The 15,502-nt window shown below is 69.6% G+C and carries 15 protein-coding genes and 1 tRNA gene; 10 read left to right on the top strand and 6 right to left on the bottom strand.

Features of this window, described 5'->3' with window-relative positions; translation table 11 throughout:
• Positions 1–56 precede the first annotated feature (56 nt).
• From galU to ABZ693_RS12520, 7 genes are all read left to right on the top strand, one after another.
• Complete coding sequence (gene galU / locus ABZ693_RS12550; RefSeq protein ID WP_359875841.1) at positions 57–971, top strand: UTP--glucose-1-phosphate uridylyltransferase GalU; 915 nt, start codon at positions 57–59, stop codon at positions 969–971.
• A gap of 169 nt (positions 972–1,140) precedes the next feature.
• The gene (gene glp / locus ABZ693_RS12545) at positions 1,141–2,424 is read left to right on the top strand and encodes a molybdotransferase-like divisome protein Glp (RefSeq protein ID WP_359875900.1); all 1,284 of its coding nucleotides are present in this window, start codon (positions 1,141–1,143) and stop codon (positions 2,422–2,424) included.
• A gap of 57 nt (positions 2,425–2,481) precedes the next feature.
• Complete coding sequence (moaC, locus tag ABZ693_RS12540; RefSeq protein WP_359875840.1) at positions 2,482–2,967, top strand: cyclic pyranopterin monophosphate synthase MoaC; 486 nt, start codon at positions 2,482–2,484, stop codon at positions 2,965–2,967.
• 5 nt (positions 2,968–2,972) lie between these two features.
• Positions 2,973–3,539: a MogA/MoaB family molybdenum cofactor biosynthesis protein gene (locus ABZ693_RS12535; protein WP_359875899.1), complete on the top strand. Its 567-nt coding sequence runs from the start codon at positions 2,973–2,975 to the stop codon at positions 3,537–3,539.
• The gene (locus ABZ693_RS12530) at positions 3,536–4,159 is read left to right on the top strand and encodes a GNAT family N-acetyltransferase (protein ID WP_359875839.1); all 624 of its coding nucleotides are present in this window, start codon (positions 3,536–3,538) and stop codon (positions 4,157–4,159) included. The genes ABZ693_RS12535 and ABZ693_RS12530 overlap by 4 nt, the downstream gene beginning before the upstream one ends.
• 146 nt (positions 4,160–4,305) lie before the next feature.
• Positions 4,306–5,421: a divisome protein SepX/GlpR gene (gene sepX / locus ABZ693_RS12525; protein ID WP_359875838.1), complete on the top strand. Its 1,116-nt coding sequence runs from the start codon at positions 4,306–4,308 to the stop codon at positions 5,419–5,421.
• A gap of 96 nt (positions 5,422–5,517) precedes the next feature.
• A tRNA-Ala gene (locus ABZ693_RS12520) sits at positions 5,518–5,591 on the top strand.
• A gap of 236 nt (positions 5,592–5,827) precedes the next feature.
• On the opposite strand, the gene ABZ693_RS12515 is transcribed toward ABZ693_RS12520, so the two are convergent.
• Complete coding sequence (locus ABZ693_RS12515; RefSeq protein ID WP_359875837.1) at positions 5,828–7,651, bottom strand: hypothetical protein; 1,824 nt, start codon at positions 7,649–7,651, stop codon at positions 5,828–5,830.
• On the opposite strand from ABZ693_RS12515, the gene ABZ693_RS12510 reads away from it, so the two are divergent.
• A complete protein-coding gene (locus ABZ693_RS12510; protein ID WP_359875836.1) occupies positions 7,633–8,970 on the top strand; it encodes a helix-turn-helix domain-containing protein in 1,338 nt (445 codons plus the stop codon). The genes ABZ693_RS12515 and ABZ693_RS12510 overlap by 19 nt on opposite strands.
• A gap of 203 nt (positions 8,971–9,173) precedes the next feature.
• Here the strand turns inward: ABZ693_RS12510 and ABZ693_RS12505 are convergent, their stop codons facing one another.
• Entirely contained in the window at positions 9,174–9,716 is a 543-nt protein-coding gene (locus ABZ693_RS12505) for a hypothetical protein (protein WP_359875835.1), read from the bottom strand.
• Between the two features lie 187 nt (positions 9,717–9,903).
• Here ABZ693_RS12505 and ABZ693_RS12500 point away from each other — a divergent pair, with 187 nt between their 5' ends.
• Positions 9,904–10,785 carry a barstar family protein gene (locus ABZ693_RS12500; RefSeq protein ID WP_359875834.1) on the top strand — a complete coding sequence of 294 codons (882 nt, stop codon included), beginning with the start codon at positions 9,904–9,906 and terminating at the stop codon, positions 10,783–10,785.
• Positions 10,786–10,824: 39 nt separating this feature from the next.
• Here ABZ693_RS12500 and ABZ693_RS12495 read toward each other — a convergent pair whose 3' ends face one another.
• The 4 genes from ABZ693_RS12495 to ABZ693_RS12480 form a co-directional block, all read right to left on the bottom strand.
• The gene (locus tag ABZ693_RS12495; protein WP_359875833.1) at positions 10,825–11,313 is read right to left on the bottom strand and encodes a DUF4265 domain-containing protein; all 489 of its coding nucleotides are present in this window, start codon (positions 11,311–11,313) and stop codon (positions 10,825–10,827) included.
• Positions 11,314–11,344: 31 nt separating this feature from the next.
• Positions 11,345–11,929, bottom strand: coding sequence for a hypothetical protein (locus tag ABZ693_RS12490; RefSeq protein WP_359875832.1), 585 nt, complete (start codon positions 11,927–11,929; stop codon positions 11,345–11,347).
• Positions 11,930–12,179: 250 nt separating this feature from the next.
• On the bottom strand, positions 12,180–12,995 hold the full coding sequence (locus tag ABZ693_RS12485; RefSeq protein WP_359875831.1) for a hypothetical protein: 816 nt from the start codon (positions 12,993–12,995) through the stop codon (positions 12,180–12,182).
• Complete coding sequence (locus ABZ693_RS12480; protein ID WP_359875830.1) at positions 12,988–14,082, bottom strand: hypothetical protein; 1,095 nt, start codon at positions 14,080–14,082, stop codon at positions 12,988–12,990. The genes ABZ693_RS12485 and ABZ693_RS12480 overlap by 8 nt, the downstream gene beginning before the upstream one ends.
• A 233-nt stretch (positions 14,083–14,315) precedes the next feature.
• On the opposite strand from ABZ693_RS12480, the gene ABZ693_RS12475 reads away from it, so the two are divergent.
• Positions 14,316–15,467, top strand: a complete 1,152-nt coding sequence (locus ABZ693_RS12475) for a hypothetical protein (protein ID WP_359875829.1) — start codon at positions 14,316–14,318, stop codon at positions 15,465–15,467.
• Positions 15,468–15,502 lie beyond the last annotated feature (35 nt).

Genomic DNA, 15,502 nt, shown 5'->3' with positions numbered 1-15,502 from the left:
GGAAAGCTCATCGGAGCCCCGCCTTCCGCCCATACCGAACGGCTAGGGTGCTCCGCATGACTCAGAAGCCTTCTCTCACCAAGGCTGTCATCCCGGCCGCCGGCCTTGGCACCCGGTTCCTGCCGGCCACCAAGGCGACGCCGAAGGAGATGCTGCCGGTCGTCGACAAGCCGGCGATCCAGTACGTCGTGGAGGAGGCCGTCTCGGCGGGTCTGTCCGACGTCCTGATGATCACCGGCCGCAACAAGCGCCCGCTCGAGGACCACTTCGACCGCAACTACGAGCTGGAGGAGGCCCTGACCCGCAAGGGCGACGGCGAACGCCTCGCCCGGGTCCGGGAATCCAGCGACCTGGCCACCATGCACTACGTACGCCAGGGCGCCCCGCGCGGCCTCGGCCACGCCGTTCTGTGCGCCGCGCCGCACGTCGGCGACGAGCCGTTCGCGGTCCTGCTCGGCGACGACCTCATCGACCCGCGCGACCCGCTGCTCGCCCGCATGGTCGAGGTGCGCGAGCGGTTCGGCGGCAGCGTGATCGCGCTGCTGGAGGTCGACCCGTCCCAGATCCACCTCTACGGCTGCGCCGCCGTCGCCCCCACCGGCGAGTCGGACGTCGTGAAGGTGACGGATCTGGTGGAGAAGCCGGAGCGTTCCGACGCGCCCAGCAACCTCGCCATCATCGGCCGGTACGTCCTCGATCCGGCCGTCTTCGCGATACTGCGGGAGACCCGGCCGGGCCGCGGCGGCGAGATCCAACTGACCGACGCGCTGCAGAAGCTGGTCCAGGACGAGCGGGCCGGCGGCCCGGTGCACGGCGTCGTCTTCAAGGGCCGCCGCTACGACACCGGCGATCGGGGGGACTATCTGCGCGCCATTGTCAGACTGGCGTGTGAACGTGATGATCTGGGGCCGGACTTCCGCACTTGGCTCCGCGGTTACGTCAGCGAGGAGATGGAGCACCTTGAGCAGTAGCACGGCACCGTCGGACCACGGCCCCGGCGAGGACGCGACCGGCGGCGCGACGGATGACACGACCGGCGCGCCCCGCGCGACCGACACGCCCCATGGCGCGAGCGGCGACGCGACCGGCGACGCGACCGGCGGCACCCCCGGCGACCCCTGCGCGGGCCCGGCCCGGGACCTGTGGACCGTCGACGAGCACCTCGCCGACATCCTGGCCGCCGTCTCCCCCCTGGAGCCCATCGAGCTGCAACTGCCCGACGCCCAGGGCTGTGTCCTCGTCGAGGACGTCACGGTGCCGGTCGCGCTGCCGCCCTTCGACAACAGTTCCATGGACGGTTACGCGGTCCGCGTCGCCGATGTCGCCGGGGCGAGCGAGGAGTTCCCCGCCGTCCTGACCGTGATCGGCGACGTGGTCGCGGGCGCGGGCGCCCTGCCCGAGGTCGGCCCCGGCCAGGCCGCCCGGATCATGACCGGCGCCCCGCTGCCGCCCGGCGCGGAGGCCGTCGTCCCGGTCGAGTGGACCGACGGCGGTACGGGCGCGGAGGCCGGTGCGACCGGCACCATGCGCCCGGCGAGCACCGCCCCGGAGGGCGCGGCCGGCGAGGTCCGCGTACACCGCCCCGCCGAGGCCCGCGCCCACGTCCGGGCCCGCGGCAGCGATGTCAAGGCGGGCGAACTGGCCCTCGCGGCCGGCACGGTCCTCGGCCCGCCCCAGATCGCGCTGCTGGCGGCGATCGGCCGCGGCAGCGTCCGGGTCCACCCCCGCCCGCGCGTGGTGGTCCTGTCCACCGGCAGTGAACTGGCCCAGCCCGGCGAGCCGCTGAGGGAAGGGCAGATCTACGACTCCAACAGCTTCGCGCTGGCCGCCGCCGCCCGCGACGCCGGAGCCCTCGCCTACCGGGTCGGCGCGGTCGCCGACGACGCCGAGTCGCTGCGCGCCGCCATCGAGGACCAGTTGGTCCGGGCGGACCTGCTCGTCACCACGGGCGGGGTCAGCGTGGGGGCGTACGACGTGGTGAAGGAGGCGCTGACGGCGGACGGGGAGGTCGACTTCCGCCGCCTCGCGATGCAGCCGGGCAAGCCGCAGGGCTTCGGCATGATCGGCCCCGACCACACCCCGCTGCTCGCGCTGCCGGGCAACCCGGTCTCGTCCTATGTCTCCTTCGAGCTGTTCGTACGGCCCGCGATCCGCGCCCTCATGGGCCTCGGCGACCAGCCGGACGAGCGGCGTCCGTGGCTGCGGGCGGCCGTCGCGGGGGACCGGGTGCTGTCCTCGCCGGCCGGGCGCCGGCAGTTCCTGCGGGGGACATACGACGCCGGGGCGGGCACCGTCACCCCGGTGGGCGGCGCCGGTTCGCACCTGATCGCCGCGCTCGCGCACGCCGACGCGCTGCTCGTCGTACCCGAGGAGGTGACAGAGGTGAAGCCGGGTACGGAGCTCGAGGTGGTCCTCCTCGGCTGAGGGGCGCATGGTGGGGGTACGGTGTCGTCCCACACAGCGACCGGGAGTGTCACCGCCATGAGTACGCAGCAAGGACTCACCCACATCGACGAGGCGGGGGCGGCCCGCATGGTCGACGTCTCCGGGAAGGACGTCACGGCCCGCACCGCCCGCGCGAGCGGACGCGTCCTGGTGTCGCCGCGTGTGGTCGAGCTGCTGCGCGGCGAGGGCGTCCCGAAGGGTGACGCGCTCGCCACGGCACGGATCGCCGGGATCATGGGCGCGAAGCGGACCCCGGACCTGATCCCGCTCTGCCACCCGCTGGCGGTCTCGGGCGTGAAGCTGGACCTCGCGGTCACGGACGACGCCGTGGAGATCCTGGCGACGGTGAAGACCACGGACCGTACGGGCGTCGAGATGGAGGCCCTGACGGCGGTGTCCGTGGCGGCGCTGACCGTCGTCGACATGGTGAAGGCGGTCGACAAGGGCGCGGTCATCACCGACGTACGGGTGGAGGAGAAGACCGGCGGCAAGTCGGGCCACTGGACGAGGAGCGAGGCGTGACCGGCGTGCACCAGGGCGACCAGCGCGATCAGGGTCAGGGCGCGGACATCGGCGGCGCTCTGCTCGCCCCGTACTCCGCCCTCGTCGTCACCGCCTCCAACCGGGCGGCGGCCGGCGTCTACGAGGACAAGGGCGGTCCGCTGATCGCCGACGGCCTGCGCCGGGCGGGCTTCGCCGTGGACGACCCGCGGGTGGTGCCGGACGGCGCGCCGGTCGCGGCGGCGTTGCGCGCCGGGATCGACGCGGGCTACGACGTGATCGTCACGACCGGCGGTACGGGCATCTCGCCCACCGACGAGACCCCCGAGGTGACCCGGAACCTCCTCGACCGGGAGATCCCGGGCATCGCGGAGGCGATCCGGGCGTACGGCCGGGACAAGGTGCCCACGGCGGCGCTCTCGCGCGGCCTCGCCGGTGTCGCGCGGAAGACGCTGATCGTCAACCTGCCGGGCTCGACGGGCGGGGTACGGGACGGTCTCGCTGTCCTCACGCCGCTGCTCGTCCACGCCGTGGACCAGATCCGCGGCGGCGACCACCCGAGACCGGCGGCGGAAGCGGGCCCGGCGTCATGATGCCGTCCTGGCCCGTGGTCCTGGCGGACGGGGACGTGCTGCTCCGGCCGATGAAGATGCGCGACCAGGCGGCCTGGCGTGAGGTGAACCGGCGCAACCGCGAATGGCTGCGCCCCTGGGAGGCGACCGTCCCGCCGCCCGGCCCGGGCGGCCCGCTGGCCCAGCGCCCCACGTACCGTCAGATGGTGCGCCATCTGCGGGCGGAGGCGAACGCCGGCCGGATGATGCCCTTCGTCATCGAGTACCAGGGAAAGCTGGTCGGGCAGTTGACGGTGGCGGGCATTACCTGGGGCTCGATGTGCTCGGGACATGTTGGTTATTGGGTGGACAGCGCGGTGGCCGGGCGGGGCGTCATGCCGACGGCGGTCGCGCTCGCCGTGGACCACTGCTTCCGTACGGTCGGACTGCACCGCATCGAGGTCTGCATCCGCCCGGAGAACGGCCCTTCGCGGCGGGTCGTGGAAAAGCTCGGCTTCCGGGAGGAGGGGCTGCGGCCCCGCTATCTGCACATCGACGGTGCCTGGCGGGACCACCTGGTCTTCGCGCTGACGGCGGAGGAAGTGCCGGAGGGGCTGCTGCGGCGCTGGCATCAGGCCCAGACGCGCCGTCAACCTCATTAATTCCAATAAGTGTTCGAATTCCAAGCGTGATTGACCGGCGTTCGGTCTGGATAATCTGAAAAAAGTTCAGTGATATCAGCCAGATCGTGCGACACACCGGCCCAATTGGGCGATGCCCTCACCCGAACCCCTCTACCGTGTGAGGCGTGAGCAGCAGCGGCCTCATCTACGCAGTCATCGTCGGAGCCTGGGCCGCCTACCTGGTGCCGATGTGGCTCCGAAGGCAGGACGAGCTGAACGAAGCTCGTCCGACGGAACGCTTCAGCACCGCCATCCGGCTGCTGTCCGGACGGGCGGGCATGGAGCGTCGTTACGCCAAGGAGCTACGGGACCGGGAGCGGGCGGGCGACGGCACGACGGCCGACGTGGACCCGGACGCGGCGACGGAGCATCTCAGCTCGGTCGACGTCCGGGGCTTCTGCGCGCCCGCGGCCAGGACGGAAGCGCGTCTGGAGATGCCCGAGGCGGTCCCGGCGGCCAGGAAGGTCCCGGCGTCGCCCGCGGACGCGCCGGCCTCCAAGGCGGCGGGCACGGCGGGCGTCGCGGGACCGGGGAAGCCCGTCCGGGACGCGAAACCGAACGCGGCGGCGGCCGAACGGGCCCGCCGCGGCAAGGTCCTCGCCCGGCGCCGGCGCACCACGGTGACCCTCTTCCTCGCGTTCACGATCGGCGCGATCGTCGCGGCCGTCGGCGGCCTCGCCTTCCTGTGGGTCCCGGCGGCCCCGGCCGTGCTCCTGAGCGCGTACATCGTCTACCTGCGGGCCCAGGAGCGGCGGCGCTTCGTCTACGTGATGGACCGGCGCAACGCCGAGGCCGCCGCGGCCCGGCTGCGCGAGAGCCGCCGCGCCGTCGCCCCGACCCCCGAGCCGGAGCCCGCACCGGCCGCGGTCCCGGCGCCCGAACCGATCGTCTCCCCGCAGGAGGCCGACCGCCGCGCGCTGGTCGAGCAGACGGACCACGCGGAATGGGTCGACCAGCAGCGCGAGCGCGGCCCGGCCCGCGGCGACAGCTGGAACCCGGTCCCGGTCCCGCTCCCCACGTACGTCACCGCCCCGGTCGCCCCGCGCGCGCCGGGCGGCGTCGACGTGACGGACCCGGAGACCTGGAGCGCGGCCCGCTCCTCCGCGGCGGCGCCCGAACCGGCCCCGGCCCCGCACCCGCGCCGGCGCGCCACCCCCCAGCGCCCGCGCCGCGACCACGGCCGCACGCCGCTCTTCGACCAGTACGCGGACGACGACCGCCCCCGCGCGGCCAACGAATGACCGGCCGTCCCGGGGGCGCGACGGCCCCCGGCTGACCAGGGCGGGAGCGGATTTCCGACTCCGCCACTCGGGATGCTAATGTTTCACACGTCGCAAGGGCCTGTGGCGCAGTCTGGTAGCGCACCTCGTTCGCATCGAGGGGGTCAGGGGTTCGAATCCCCTCAGGTCCACAGACACGACTGTTCTTGAGTTAGCTCGGGAATGGTGACGAGATCCCGTCCGATCGAAAGATCGGACGGGATCTCTGCGTTTCCGGGGTCTGTTCGAGGTGTTGTTTGAGCGGGGTCGGTGCCGGAGTCGGTTGCCTGGCGGCCGTCAGCCTGAAGTTTTCGGGGTGGTTCGGATGCTTGGGGTGTCCTGGGGCTGTCGGCGGGCATGCGCGATCCCGACCGGTGGTGCAGACGTGTCAGGCGGTCTCGCGGATTTCCTGCCCCGTGGGCGGAGGCAGCCCAGTGGCGTCGGGTGGCCGGGCTGCCGGTCCGGCGATCGCGGCGAGTTCGTGGGTGGCAACAGCTTCTGCGGTCCCAGTGGTCTGTTGCCAGGTGAAGAGGATGTGCAGGTTGATGCTGCAGATCATCAGTGCGAGCAGAATGGTCTGCGCGACCCGGCCGTGAGCGAGGCGCTTGATGGGGTCGGAGATGTCGATGCCGTGGCTCTTGGCCCTGCCGTTGAGGCCCTCGATGTTCGCTCGCTCGGGCCGGTAGGCATCCTGCCAGGTGGGGTGGAGGTAGTGCCGGTCTTGGCGGAACTTGTCGAGTTTGCCGAGGTCGCCGGGCCGGACGGTGATCGTGGGCTTCTGGCAGATTCGCGGCAGCTCGCCTTTGGGCAGGGGGCGGAGCCGTTCGCCTTGGGGGATCGGGACGGTGGGTTTGGCCGCGCTGTGCGCGGCGGTGGCCCGATTGCTGGTGAGGTCCACCACGGCCGGCCGTGGTGCCAGGACGCGGTGGACCTGGTTGAAGCGGGGGCACGACACGGCGGGGGAGGGTCCGCTGGCCGGGCACTGGAGCCTGATCGCGCCCCGTTCGTTCGCGGACTCCTTGAGCTTGAGGAAGTACGGCTCCCGGGATGCGATCAGATCGCGGAGCTCGCTGCTGTCGTCGATGCCGCGTACAGCTTTGTCGTCGAGCCCTGCGGTCGCGCGGGCCAGTGCGTCCGGCATCGCGGGGCAGGCGAGCGACCCGTCGACGAGAAGGGCACCCTGGTGAGTCCCCTGGACACCCCGGTGCTGCTGCTTGTAGTCGAGGACCAGCTGGTAGCCCATGGTGCGAACCGGCTGGGCGAAGTGCTCGGTGATCTGGTCGGTGTAGGCGCGGTCGGCCGCCAGCAGACCTGTGGGGAAGCCGAACGGGGCAAGCTGGGCGAGGGAGTGGACCGCGTTCGGGCCGATGCGTTTGCCTGGGGTGTCCAGGACGAGGCCGAGCGCGAGCTGCGGATGACGGCTGACACGTTCACCTGCCTGCCGATGGCCGCCGGGGTGACGTCGGCTGGCAGCGACCAGGAGGCTGGCGGAGTGTCCGAAGATTCCTTCTTCGGAGCCTCCGCAGTAGTGCCAGCCGGCGGTGAGTTCGATGGAGGCCAGGCCTCGTCGTTCGCGGGCCGGCTGGTGCCAGGCGGGAATCGGGGTGGTGTCGGCGGCGATGTCGCCCCGCCAGCCCTTGAACAGGCCCCGGCGGTGGGCGAGGCGGACGGTGATCAGCACCAGACGGTCACTGACCTCCTGCAGAAGCTCCCGCCGACGTGTGTGCTCGGCGTCTGCGTCCTCCCAGGCAGCGGCCACGACTGCGGCCTCGTCCGCCGGCAGCCGACGCCGCCGGTCACAACGCAAGGGGTCGAGGGCGGTGGTCAGCCGGTCGAAGGAGCGGTAGACGCGGCGGGAGAACGCGATCCTGGCATGGTCGTCGGCACGGCAGGCGTCCGGGACGCCGAGCCACGACCGCGCGGGGGCACGAAGCTCATCGAGCAGCACTCTGCAGACGTCCGCGAGGCTGGCGCTGCGGTGATAGTGCAACGCCAGCAGCAATCCCACCAGCACGGTCCGGACCGGGAGCCCCTTCGGACCTGGACGGCCTTGCAGCTCGGGGTCGATCAGCTCAAGCACTCCGGACTCGTGCAGAAGTGCATCGAGCTGGCCGACCTTCGACTCGGGGATCTCGAAGGGGGCATCGGTGACAGACCGTGGTCGACACCTTCTGATCTTCTCCGGGTTCCGCCATGCCCGGGGCTTGGTCACCTCTCCTCCGCGCCCCGCAGGAGCCGGGCCGCGGTCACCTCGTCCACGGGCGGCACCAGGTGCTGCCAGCGGGCCAGGGAGGCGGCGGAAGCCAGTCCGGCTGCCTGGGCGATCAGATGGTGATCGATATGCGCGCGCATCAGCTCGACGATCCACGTCGCCCGCAGCCGGCCCACCGACATCGCGGGCAGATCTTGCGGCGGCCGGTGGATCAGGGACCAGGAGCCGATCAAGTTCTTGGAGTACTCGACGGTCCGCCTCGGCCGGAACAAGTACCCGCCACCTGCCCTCTCGGCCAGCTCACCCAGAACCGGGTCCCAGGCGGCCCGGGCGACAAGCGGGACCAGCCGCTCGACGCCCTTGTGCAACAGTGGCCCGTTCCGGCGAGGGCGCCGCAGATCGATGCCTCGACTGGCGGCGACCTCCTTCGGGGTCAGTCCCAGCCCGGCACCCAGCCCCAGCAGTGCGAGCGCGTCTGTCCTCTGCTGACCGGACAGATGAGTCGCCCAGTGCCGCAAGCCCGCCAACTCGGATGCTGTGTAGGGCTGGTAGGGGCTGGCCTCGGCATGCATCCGGGCCGAGGGCGCCTCGCCGCGCTCGCTCCAGGCCAAGGCGTCACGTACGCGCAACAGCCACGTCCGGTACGTCCGTACCGACGACGGCTCGATGTCCCCGGTCCGCGAGAGCACGAATGCGTCGATCGCCTCGTTGCGCAACCATGCATCTGCGGACCGCTCGATCCCCAGCGCCTCTGCCCACAGTGCCAGCCTGCCGACGACGTGCAGCAGCCGCTCCACGTCATAGGGCACGGCCGTCACGGCTGCGGTAACGACCGACCGCACCAGCGGCGCGACCTCGGCCCAGGCGGGCGGAACGTTCTTGGGCCGGTAGCGGGTGATCTTCGCGGACGTGACGGGATCAAGGACCACGGTCCATGCATACCGGCTGGACAAGCAGCCATTCCACAGCTGATCGACTTCAACGGACAGGATGGTGCGCGCATGGTCGGCGGACGCGCCCGCGCACGCTCCCCACGGGAGCTGACCGATAATCCGGAAGCCTGGCCCGAACAGCCGAGCTCCGACGTCGCTGCCGAAGCGGTGCGCCTCATCGCACGCACTCTCACCGCGGTCCTGGGCGACCGGGGCCTGAGCCTGCGTGCGACCGCTGCCGGCTCCGGAGTGAACAGGCAGGCCGTCGCCGATCTTCTCGCGGGACGGTCCTGGCCGGACGTGGCAACGGTTGCCCGCCTCGCCCACTTCACCGGCGCCAACCTGTGGCCGCACAGCATTAACATCGATCGGAAGAGAACGCATTGAGCCTCGATCCACGCCCGAAAACGCCAAACAGCGATCGGGCATGACGAAGTTCGCGGCTCCGCGCATCGAGGGGAGAAGACCTCCATTACCCTCGAACACGCGGGAGCCACCTGCCAGACGGGCGCTCACGCACCCGGCACCGCCGAGAGACGCCAATCGACTCGGCGGTGCCACCTCAAACGCCGCGCGCTCGCGGCCCCGGTTCACCCCTGAGCGTCCCCCTGCTGCTGATCACCGGCATCGGTCGGAGCGATCGCGAACCAGGCCGTCGGGCCCTCCACTACCCGGCCCTCCTTCACCAGCCGCTTCAGCCGAGACCGAGTGGTCTCCACCCGCCGCCCCTTCGACGTGTCCGAGACGTCCTCGCCGATCGCCGCAGCGATGTCCTGCACCTTCATCGACCGCCCAGCTCCCGCCAGCAGCACCAGCATCCGCTCGCGCGCCTCTTCCCACTCCAACGGGGCGGTAGACGCGGACCCGCTGGAAGGTACTTCTGCGTCGGCAAGCTGGGAATCGGAGGCAGGGCCATCCGCCACCGGCTCGTCCGCAGGGACCTCTGGTGGCTCTTGCGTGACGTCGTCGCCCTGGTTGGCGTACTCCTCGACGGCCAGGGACAGCAGCGTCTCGCGTGTGATTGTCAGGTGAGCCAGCCGTTCCTCGACGACAGCGATCTTCTCGCGCAGTGCAGCCAACTCACCACGAACGACCGCCTCTTCCTGATCCAGACGCTTGAACAGTGACGTCACACCGGCCCCTCCTTCACCCGCCAACCCCAGAACCCGATGGCACTCCAGGCCCCAGCCAAACGTAGGGGCGGGCGCAGCAAGATCGCAGAGGGTGACCGCAGATGCCCCCAACCGACCGCATGTGATCGCCTTGCGATCGCACCCCTCCGACCGACGACAGCACCCGTTCGCACCGTAGGGTCGGAACATGCCGACCGAAGACCTCCCGGCCACCACGGCCAAGCACTGGCAGGACTGCACGGACGTGTACGACTTCCTGGACCAGATCCGTCTCCGGCCCGGCATGTGGTTGTCCGGCGGCTCACTCCACGATCTGCAGACGATGCTGATCGGCTATCAGGTAGCCCTCGGCGTGCACTCCATCGACGACCCCTGCGACTTCTGGCATGGCGGAGTCTTCAGTCAGTGGCTCGGGACACGGCTCGGCGGCAACAGCCCGCTCGGCTGGGCAGCCGACATCGAACGCAACACCCCCGACGGCTCGACTCCCGTCGAAGAGTTCTTCCATCTCCTCGACGCCTACCGGAGCGACGTGGCGCAGAATCCGACGCCACCCGATACGACTATTCGGCTTCCCGGCATCGAGTACATGATCAACACTTTCGTCACCCTCTTCTGGCGCAAGCGTCTCCTCACACAGGCGACCGAACGTCTCGAAGAGCGCGGCTTCCGTGTGATCCGTCTGGGAGCCGGCCAATGGAACACGGAGCGAGACATGCACCGTGCCATAGCCGCGGCCCTGGACTTCCCCGACTACTACGGGCACAACCTGGATGCGCTCAACGACTGCCTTGGCGACGTGGCCTGCTACGGCGGCTACGACGATGCTCCCGAGGGCACCGGGCTGGTCCTCGTCTTCTCTGACTATGACCGGTTCGCGGCAACCTGCCCCAGGGCGGCGCAGGTCGTCCTGGACATCATCGCCGACCAGGCCCGCCAAGCGGCCGTACTCCAACGACGCTTCTTCAGCCTGGTCCACAGCAACGACGCCAACATCAAGTTCGAACCTGTCGGTGCCATGCCCGTCATGTGGAACAGCGACGAGTGGCTCGACGCAAACCGTCACTGAGGACAAGCCTCGGAGTGCAGACGCCCGCTGCGGCAGTCCTTACTCCGTCGTCGTAGCCCTCCAAGCAGCAGTGACGCACCCTTCTTCCCAGTGCCACCACTCCTTCGCCTCACCGTGCTCCAGGAGCTTGCGGATCCGCTGCAGGTCCGCCTGCGGCGGGATATCGAGCGCCACCATCCCGTACCGCTCGATACCCTCGCCCGTCGTGCCGAGCTTGTGGAAGATCTCCAGGACGCTTTGCCTAGCAGCAGCTGATCCGCTGTCCTTCAACACGATCAGCCGGATCGTGCAGTTCTCCGAGGCTCGGACCGTCTCTCCTGCCCAGAGGAGACCTTCGCTGTCGGGCTCCACCTTGATGATGTCCCCGCTGGCAACTCCACGTACGAACCACGGCGTGTTATCCAACCGCACCGTGCCGTCACCGAGATCCACCGCCCACAGGCTCTCGACGCTCGCCGGCGGCCAGCCGTCCTCGTCCACATCCATCCGGAAGTGGACCTTCACATGGTCGCCACTGATGCTCGTCACACCACCATCATCCACAGGGGACGATCATCGTTCAGATGAGGCCCATGAAGTCGAGAAGGAACCACTTCTCGTACTCATACCGCTCGCGAAGTGCGAATGTTCCGTCTTCCACGAGATTCTTGCCGTCCCACCACCATCGTGGCTTCGAATCGAGAGCCTCTGGATAGTTGAAGAGCTCGTGGGGAAGGGGTTGCTCATCGAAGTTGCTCGGGGGCATCCAACCCTGTTCGCCGACGATGACGCCCGCGACGGCATCGGCCGTGAGTACGAAGTCGGGACTTTCGTCGTCGTTGAACGTAAGCCGCCATTCGCGCTCGTGCAGCCAATCGGCGGATCCGGGTTCGTAGCGCACTCGCCGACCGCGGAATCGGGCTGGCATTCCATCAGTCGCGAGCAACTCCTCGTCTGAGAGATAGAGCACGGGCCGGGCACCAGCGGCTATGAGAGCCTCGCGGTCGAGGAGAAGCGCCCACGGCTCGTACGGCCCGCGCGGGCCAACACCGTCGCGAAGCAGGACCCGACGAGCGGCATCAGAGGGCTCGCCCAGGCAGACCACAGCCTGGCTCTGGCGGTACGGCACACTCCCGCGAATCTTTCCCTCACGGAGGATGCCCACCAGTCGATCCTCGGCGGTCCCGTTTGCATGAGCCGGGGGATGGTCATCGCTGCTTCGTGGGCGTCCCGTGAAGTGAACGAGAGTGCCGGGAAGGTCAGGGTGAACGCCTACGCCGGGAGAGGGCCTCATATGTCTCCTTCACGGACTCAGGGCAGCAGAATACGGTCAGCGGCCCAGGACCTTGATGCGTGAGCACGTTGGGACTTCGTCGTTTCCGCGTGCCGCTCGATGCGTCTGGTGACCGGCGCGGTCATTCGGCGAGGTTGGGAAGCACTTTCCACCGGAGCCAGGCCAGCATCTGGTCGAGCAGGTGCACTGCCCGTTGCCGGGCAGGGAGTTCGCGTGGGGTGGTTCTCCAGTAGGAGGAGGTCAGCTCGTCGACCCGGGTGTGGAGTGCCTCTTCCGGGGCGGTGCCAGTGAGCAGTGCGAAGCGGAGGAAGCCGGAGAGCGGCCGGCTGTCGTGCAGGTCCTCTGCCAATGCTCCCGTTCGTTCCAGCAAGGGGAATGACGCCGGCTCCTCGGGGAAGCTGGCGCAGAGGGCGGCCAGAGCGAGGCGGACACCCAGGGACGCGGTATCCCAACGGGCCGCCAGTTCTGGAAGCGTCCGCCGGACGGCTGCGCGTGACCGGGCAGCTGCGGCTGGATCAGTCTGCGGGTGCTGCCGGGGCCAGCAGTCCGCCGTGAGGCGGTCGGTCTCGGCGGCGATGTGGAAGAGGAGAGTCGTCAGGCTGGCTCGCTCATCAGCCGGAACGCGCTCGTCGGAGGCGAGGGCGGCCACCATGGGCACCGCCTGTGCGGTGTACGCGTTGCTGATGCCCTGGTGGTGGATGTCGTTGTAGAAGTCGCTTGCGAACTCGCGGTCTGAGGCGAAGGGCCCGAACTCCGGACCGAAGAGCAGAGCACTGTGCGGCGGCCGCTCGTCGGTAGGTATCCGATCGGTCACCACGGACCGGAAGATGCGCCGCAGACCGGGCTCGAAGCACTCGTCCCGGAAGCGGTCCGCTGCCGGTCCGCAGTCCGCCGCCGCAGCATCCCACTCCTCCGGGGGCGGGAAGGCATCAGCCATCGAATCTGATCCAGGGGACGTCGAACTGCCCGAGAGGGCGCAGGGCGCTGCGGTGGAGGGCGCCGATGCTGACGGCGGCTTCGCCGTCCTCTCCCGGGCCGTCCGAGAGTGCGACCACGATGCCGGGGCCGGCAAGGAAAGTCGTCGGATCGAGTGGTGCCATGAAGGGCCGCAGCGGGACGTCCCGCAGCACGGAGCGGAGCAGGGGGACGATGTCGTCGGCGGAGGCGACGGCCTGTGCGAGATAAGGAGCACTGAAGGTCGCCTCGTGCAGAACGAACTGGAGCAGGAACCTGCTCAGCGGCTCCTGCTCGGGCAGTGCCTCGTCGTCCCGGACGAGCAGGACGGTGTGCTCTCCGTTCTCCGTGTCCGGACGGCGTGGGCAGCACCATGACCAGCATCCCTGCCCCTCGCAGGCGAACGAGAAGTGCTCCTCGCCCCGGCCACACCGGTCGGGCTCCGGTTCGTGCACGTAGTTGTGCGAACCCAGGATTCCCGGCCGCTCTTCGGCCAGGCGGTAGAAGGCAGCCAGCGCGGCCGGCACGGCCTCCGCCGACGTGTTGATGCTCGGTTGTCGGGACCGGGCGAACCACGACTCGACGAACAGCGTCAACGCCTCCTGTGGACGCGCCGCCACGAGATCCACCCACGTCGGTGTGGGCAGTACCGGATCGGGAGCGGAGGGCCGGACCACCTCCAGCACCCCGCTGGCCAGCGGCTCGATGAACTCGAACTCGTAGCGGCCGGGCCCCCAGTAGCGGAACTCGGCTCGTCCGAGCAGCAAGCAACCGATACCGACCCTGATGGCGATGCTCACCGGCCGCTGCCGGAGTTCGTCGAAGCTCCAGACGTCCCGGTAGCCAGTTAGCGCCTCGCTGATGTCTGCGGGTACCTCGCCGACCAGACGGAACTGGTCCCGACTCCAGACGCCGCTGGACGCCGGGTCGTCATTGGCGTCGGCGATGATCTGGATCTCCGTGGCACCGACGATCAACGAGGCGCCGGTCAGGTCGAACCTCGTGGCATCAGGACCGAGCCGGTCCAACAGCGCACCCTCATCGACCCGGACCGGGCTCCTCTGCGGCATCCCGGCAGTGTACGTGGGAAACGATCACCGGCAGGGTGGGGAACGATCCTTGAACGCCTGCTTGCACCGCTGGTCAGTCCCACTCGTGAACACCCGACAGACGCCAAGAATCCCGCCCGATCACACGATCGGGCGGGATTCTTGTCGTTCCAGGGACGATCGGGCAGCTCTTCCTTTACCGTGCTCGCTGTCGTGGGCCGTGCCCTGAGCGAGGGTGGGGGAGTTAGTCGGGCATGACTCGCCGCGACGCCTCTTCCGCCCTGTATCCGTTCCACGAAGAACCGATGGTCACGCTGGTTCCGCTTCGCCGGATGCATCTGTCGAGCGAGGCGGAAGAGGTGTACGTGTCGGCGGCCGACCTTGCGATGCTGGCCGCCACACCTGATGCGGCGTCGCGTCTGCGGGCGCGACGCGGTTTTCTCGGTGACACGTCGGCCAATCTGCAATTGCGGGAGATCGCCCGGCGGTGCCCGGAAGAGTTCGGAGCGGTGGGCACCATCGTGCTGGGGGCCGGCAGCGTGTTGACGACCGCCGCTCCTGAGGAGGGGCGGCCGTTCAACGAGGTGCTCCACGCGTACGGGGTGGAGTGTTTCGACGGGTTCCAGCGGCTGAGGATCATTGCCGAGGAGATGGCCACGACGCATGACCCGGGGCGCCTGGCGCGAGCGACCTTCCGCGTGGAGATCCATCACGGGCCCGACAGGGATGCCGTGCGGCGGCTGCATTGTGTTGCGGGTCGGCTCGTCAATGAGCCGACCGCCCAGGACGGGCTGCTGCGGTGTCCGAATATCCGGGGCCTCATGGACGCCGACTGGGAGGGTGTCGGCTCGTTTCACCCCCAGCGGGGCGTCGTGGTCGGGCCGCGGCGTGACCTGCTGACGATGCCGACGGTCACCCGCGCGCTTGCCTGCCTTTCGGGCGCGTCCACTCCGGAGGCGGCGTACCTGGCGGCGACGGAGGGCGGGTTGCAGGAGCTTTGGGGAGCGATCGGCTCCCCGCTCTATTTGAGCGTCTTCCATGACCGCGTGATCCCGCTGGGGGTGAAGCGGGCCGTCGAGGCGTGGGAACGCGCGCGTAAAGCACTCGACGACATGCCGGCCTCGAAGAAGACGGGGCTTGGACATCTGATCAAGTACGCCCCGGACCTGATCTGCTGGTCGGCCTGTCGAGCGGTCCTCCCGCCGGAGCAGCTGCATCGGGCGAAGTCGAAATTCGACTGGCACCGTGCCATCCACGACCAGTTGCCCGCTGCCACCCAGCGGGTGGCTGGCGAGCTGGTGCAGCGGTATGGCGATGTCCGGAACGCGCGAGGCGGCAAGGGCACCTACGTGCAGCAACTGGATCAGTACGACGTGTGGCTGGACATCCTCGCGCCGGGGATGTGACGTGGCTCTCGCCGCGGCACATCCCTCGGGTCCCT

The sequence above is a fragment of the Streptomyces laurentii genome (genome assembly GCF_040635425.1).
In the GTDB taxonomy this organism is placed as follows: domain Bacteria; phylum Actinomycetota; class Actinomycetes; order Streptomycetales; family Streptomycetaceae; genus Streptomyces; species Streptomyces laurentii.
This window is presented reverse-complemented; position numbering and strand designations above follow the sequence as displayed.

Bases quoted from the DNA above. Each gene is read 5' to 3' on its own strand.
- galU (WP_359875841.1), top strand. From the start codon at position 57: ATGACTCAGAAGCCTTCTCTCACCAAGGCTGTCATCCCGGCCGCCGGC.
- moaC (WP_359875840.1), top strand. From the start codon at position 2,482: ATGAGTACGCAGCAAGGACTCACCCACATCGACGAGGCGGGGGCGGCC.
- ABZ693_RS12530 (WP_359875839.1), top strand. From the start codon at position 3,536: ATGATGCCGTCCTGGCCCGTGGTCCTGGCGGACGGGGACGTGCTGCTC.
- ABZ693_RS12510 (WP_359875836.1), top strand. From the start codon at position 7,633: ATGCCCGGGGCTTGGTCACCTCTCCTCCGCGCCCCGCAGGAGCCGGGC.
- ABZ693_RS12500 (WP_359875834.1), top strand. From the start codon at position 9,904: ATGCCGACCGAAGACCTCCCGGCCACCACGGCCAAGCACTGGCAGGAC.
- ABZ693_RS12485 (WP_359875831.1), bottom strand. From the start codon at position 12,995: ATGGCTGATGCCTTCCCGCCCCCGGAGGAGTGGGATGCTGCGGCGGCG.
- ABZ693_RS12480 (WP_359875830.1), bottom strand. From the start codon at position 14,082: ATGCCGCAGAGGAGCCCGGTCCGGGTCGATGAGGGTGCGCTGTTGGAC.
- ABZ693_RS12475 (WP_359875829.1), top strand. From the start codon at position 14,316: ATGACTCGCCGCGACGCCTCTTCCGCCCTGTATCCGTTCCACGAAGAA.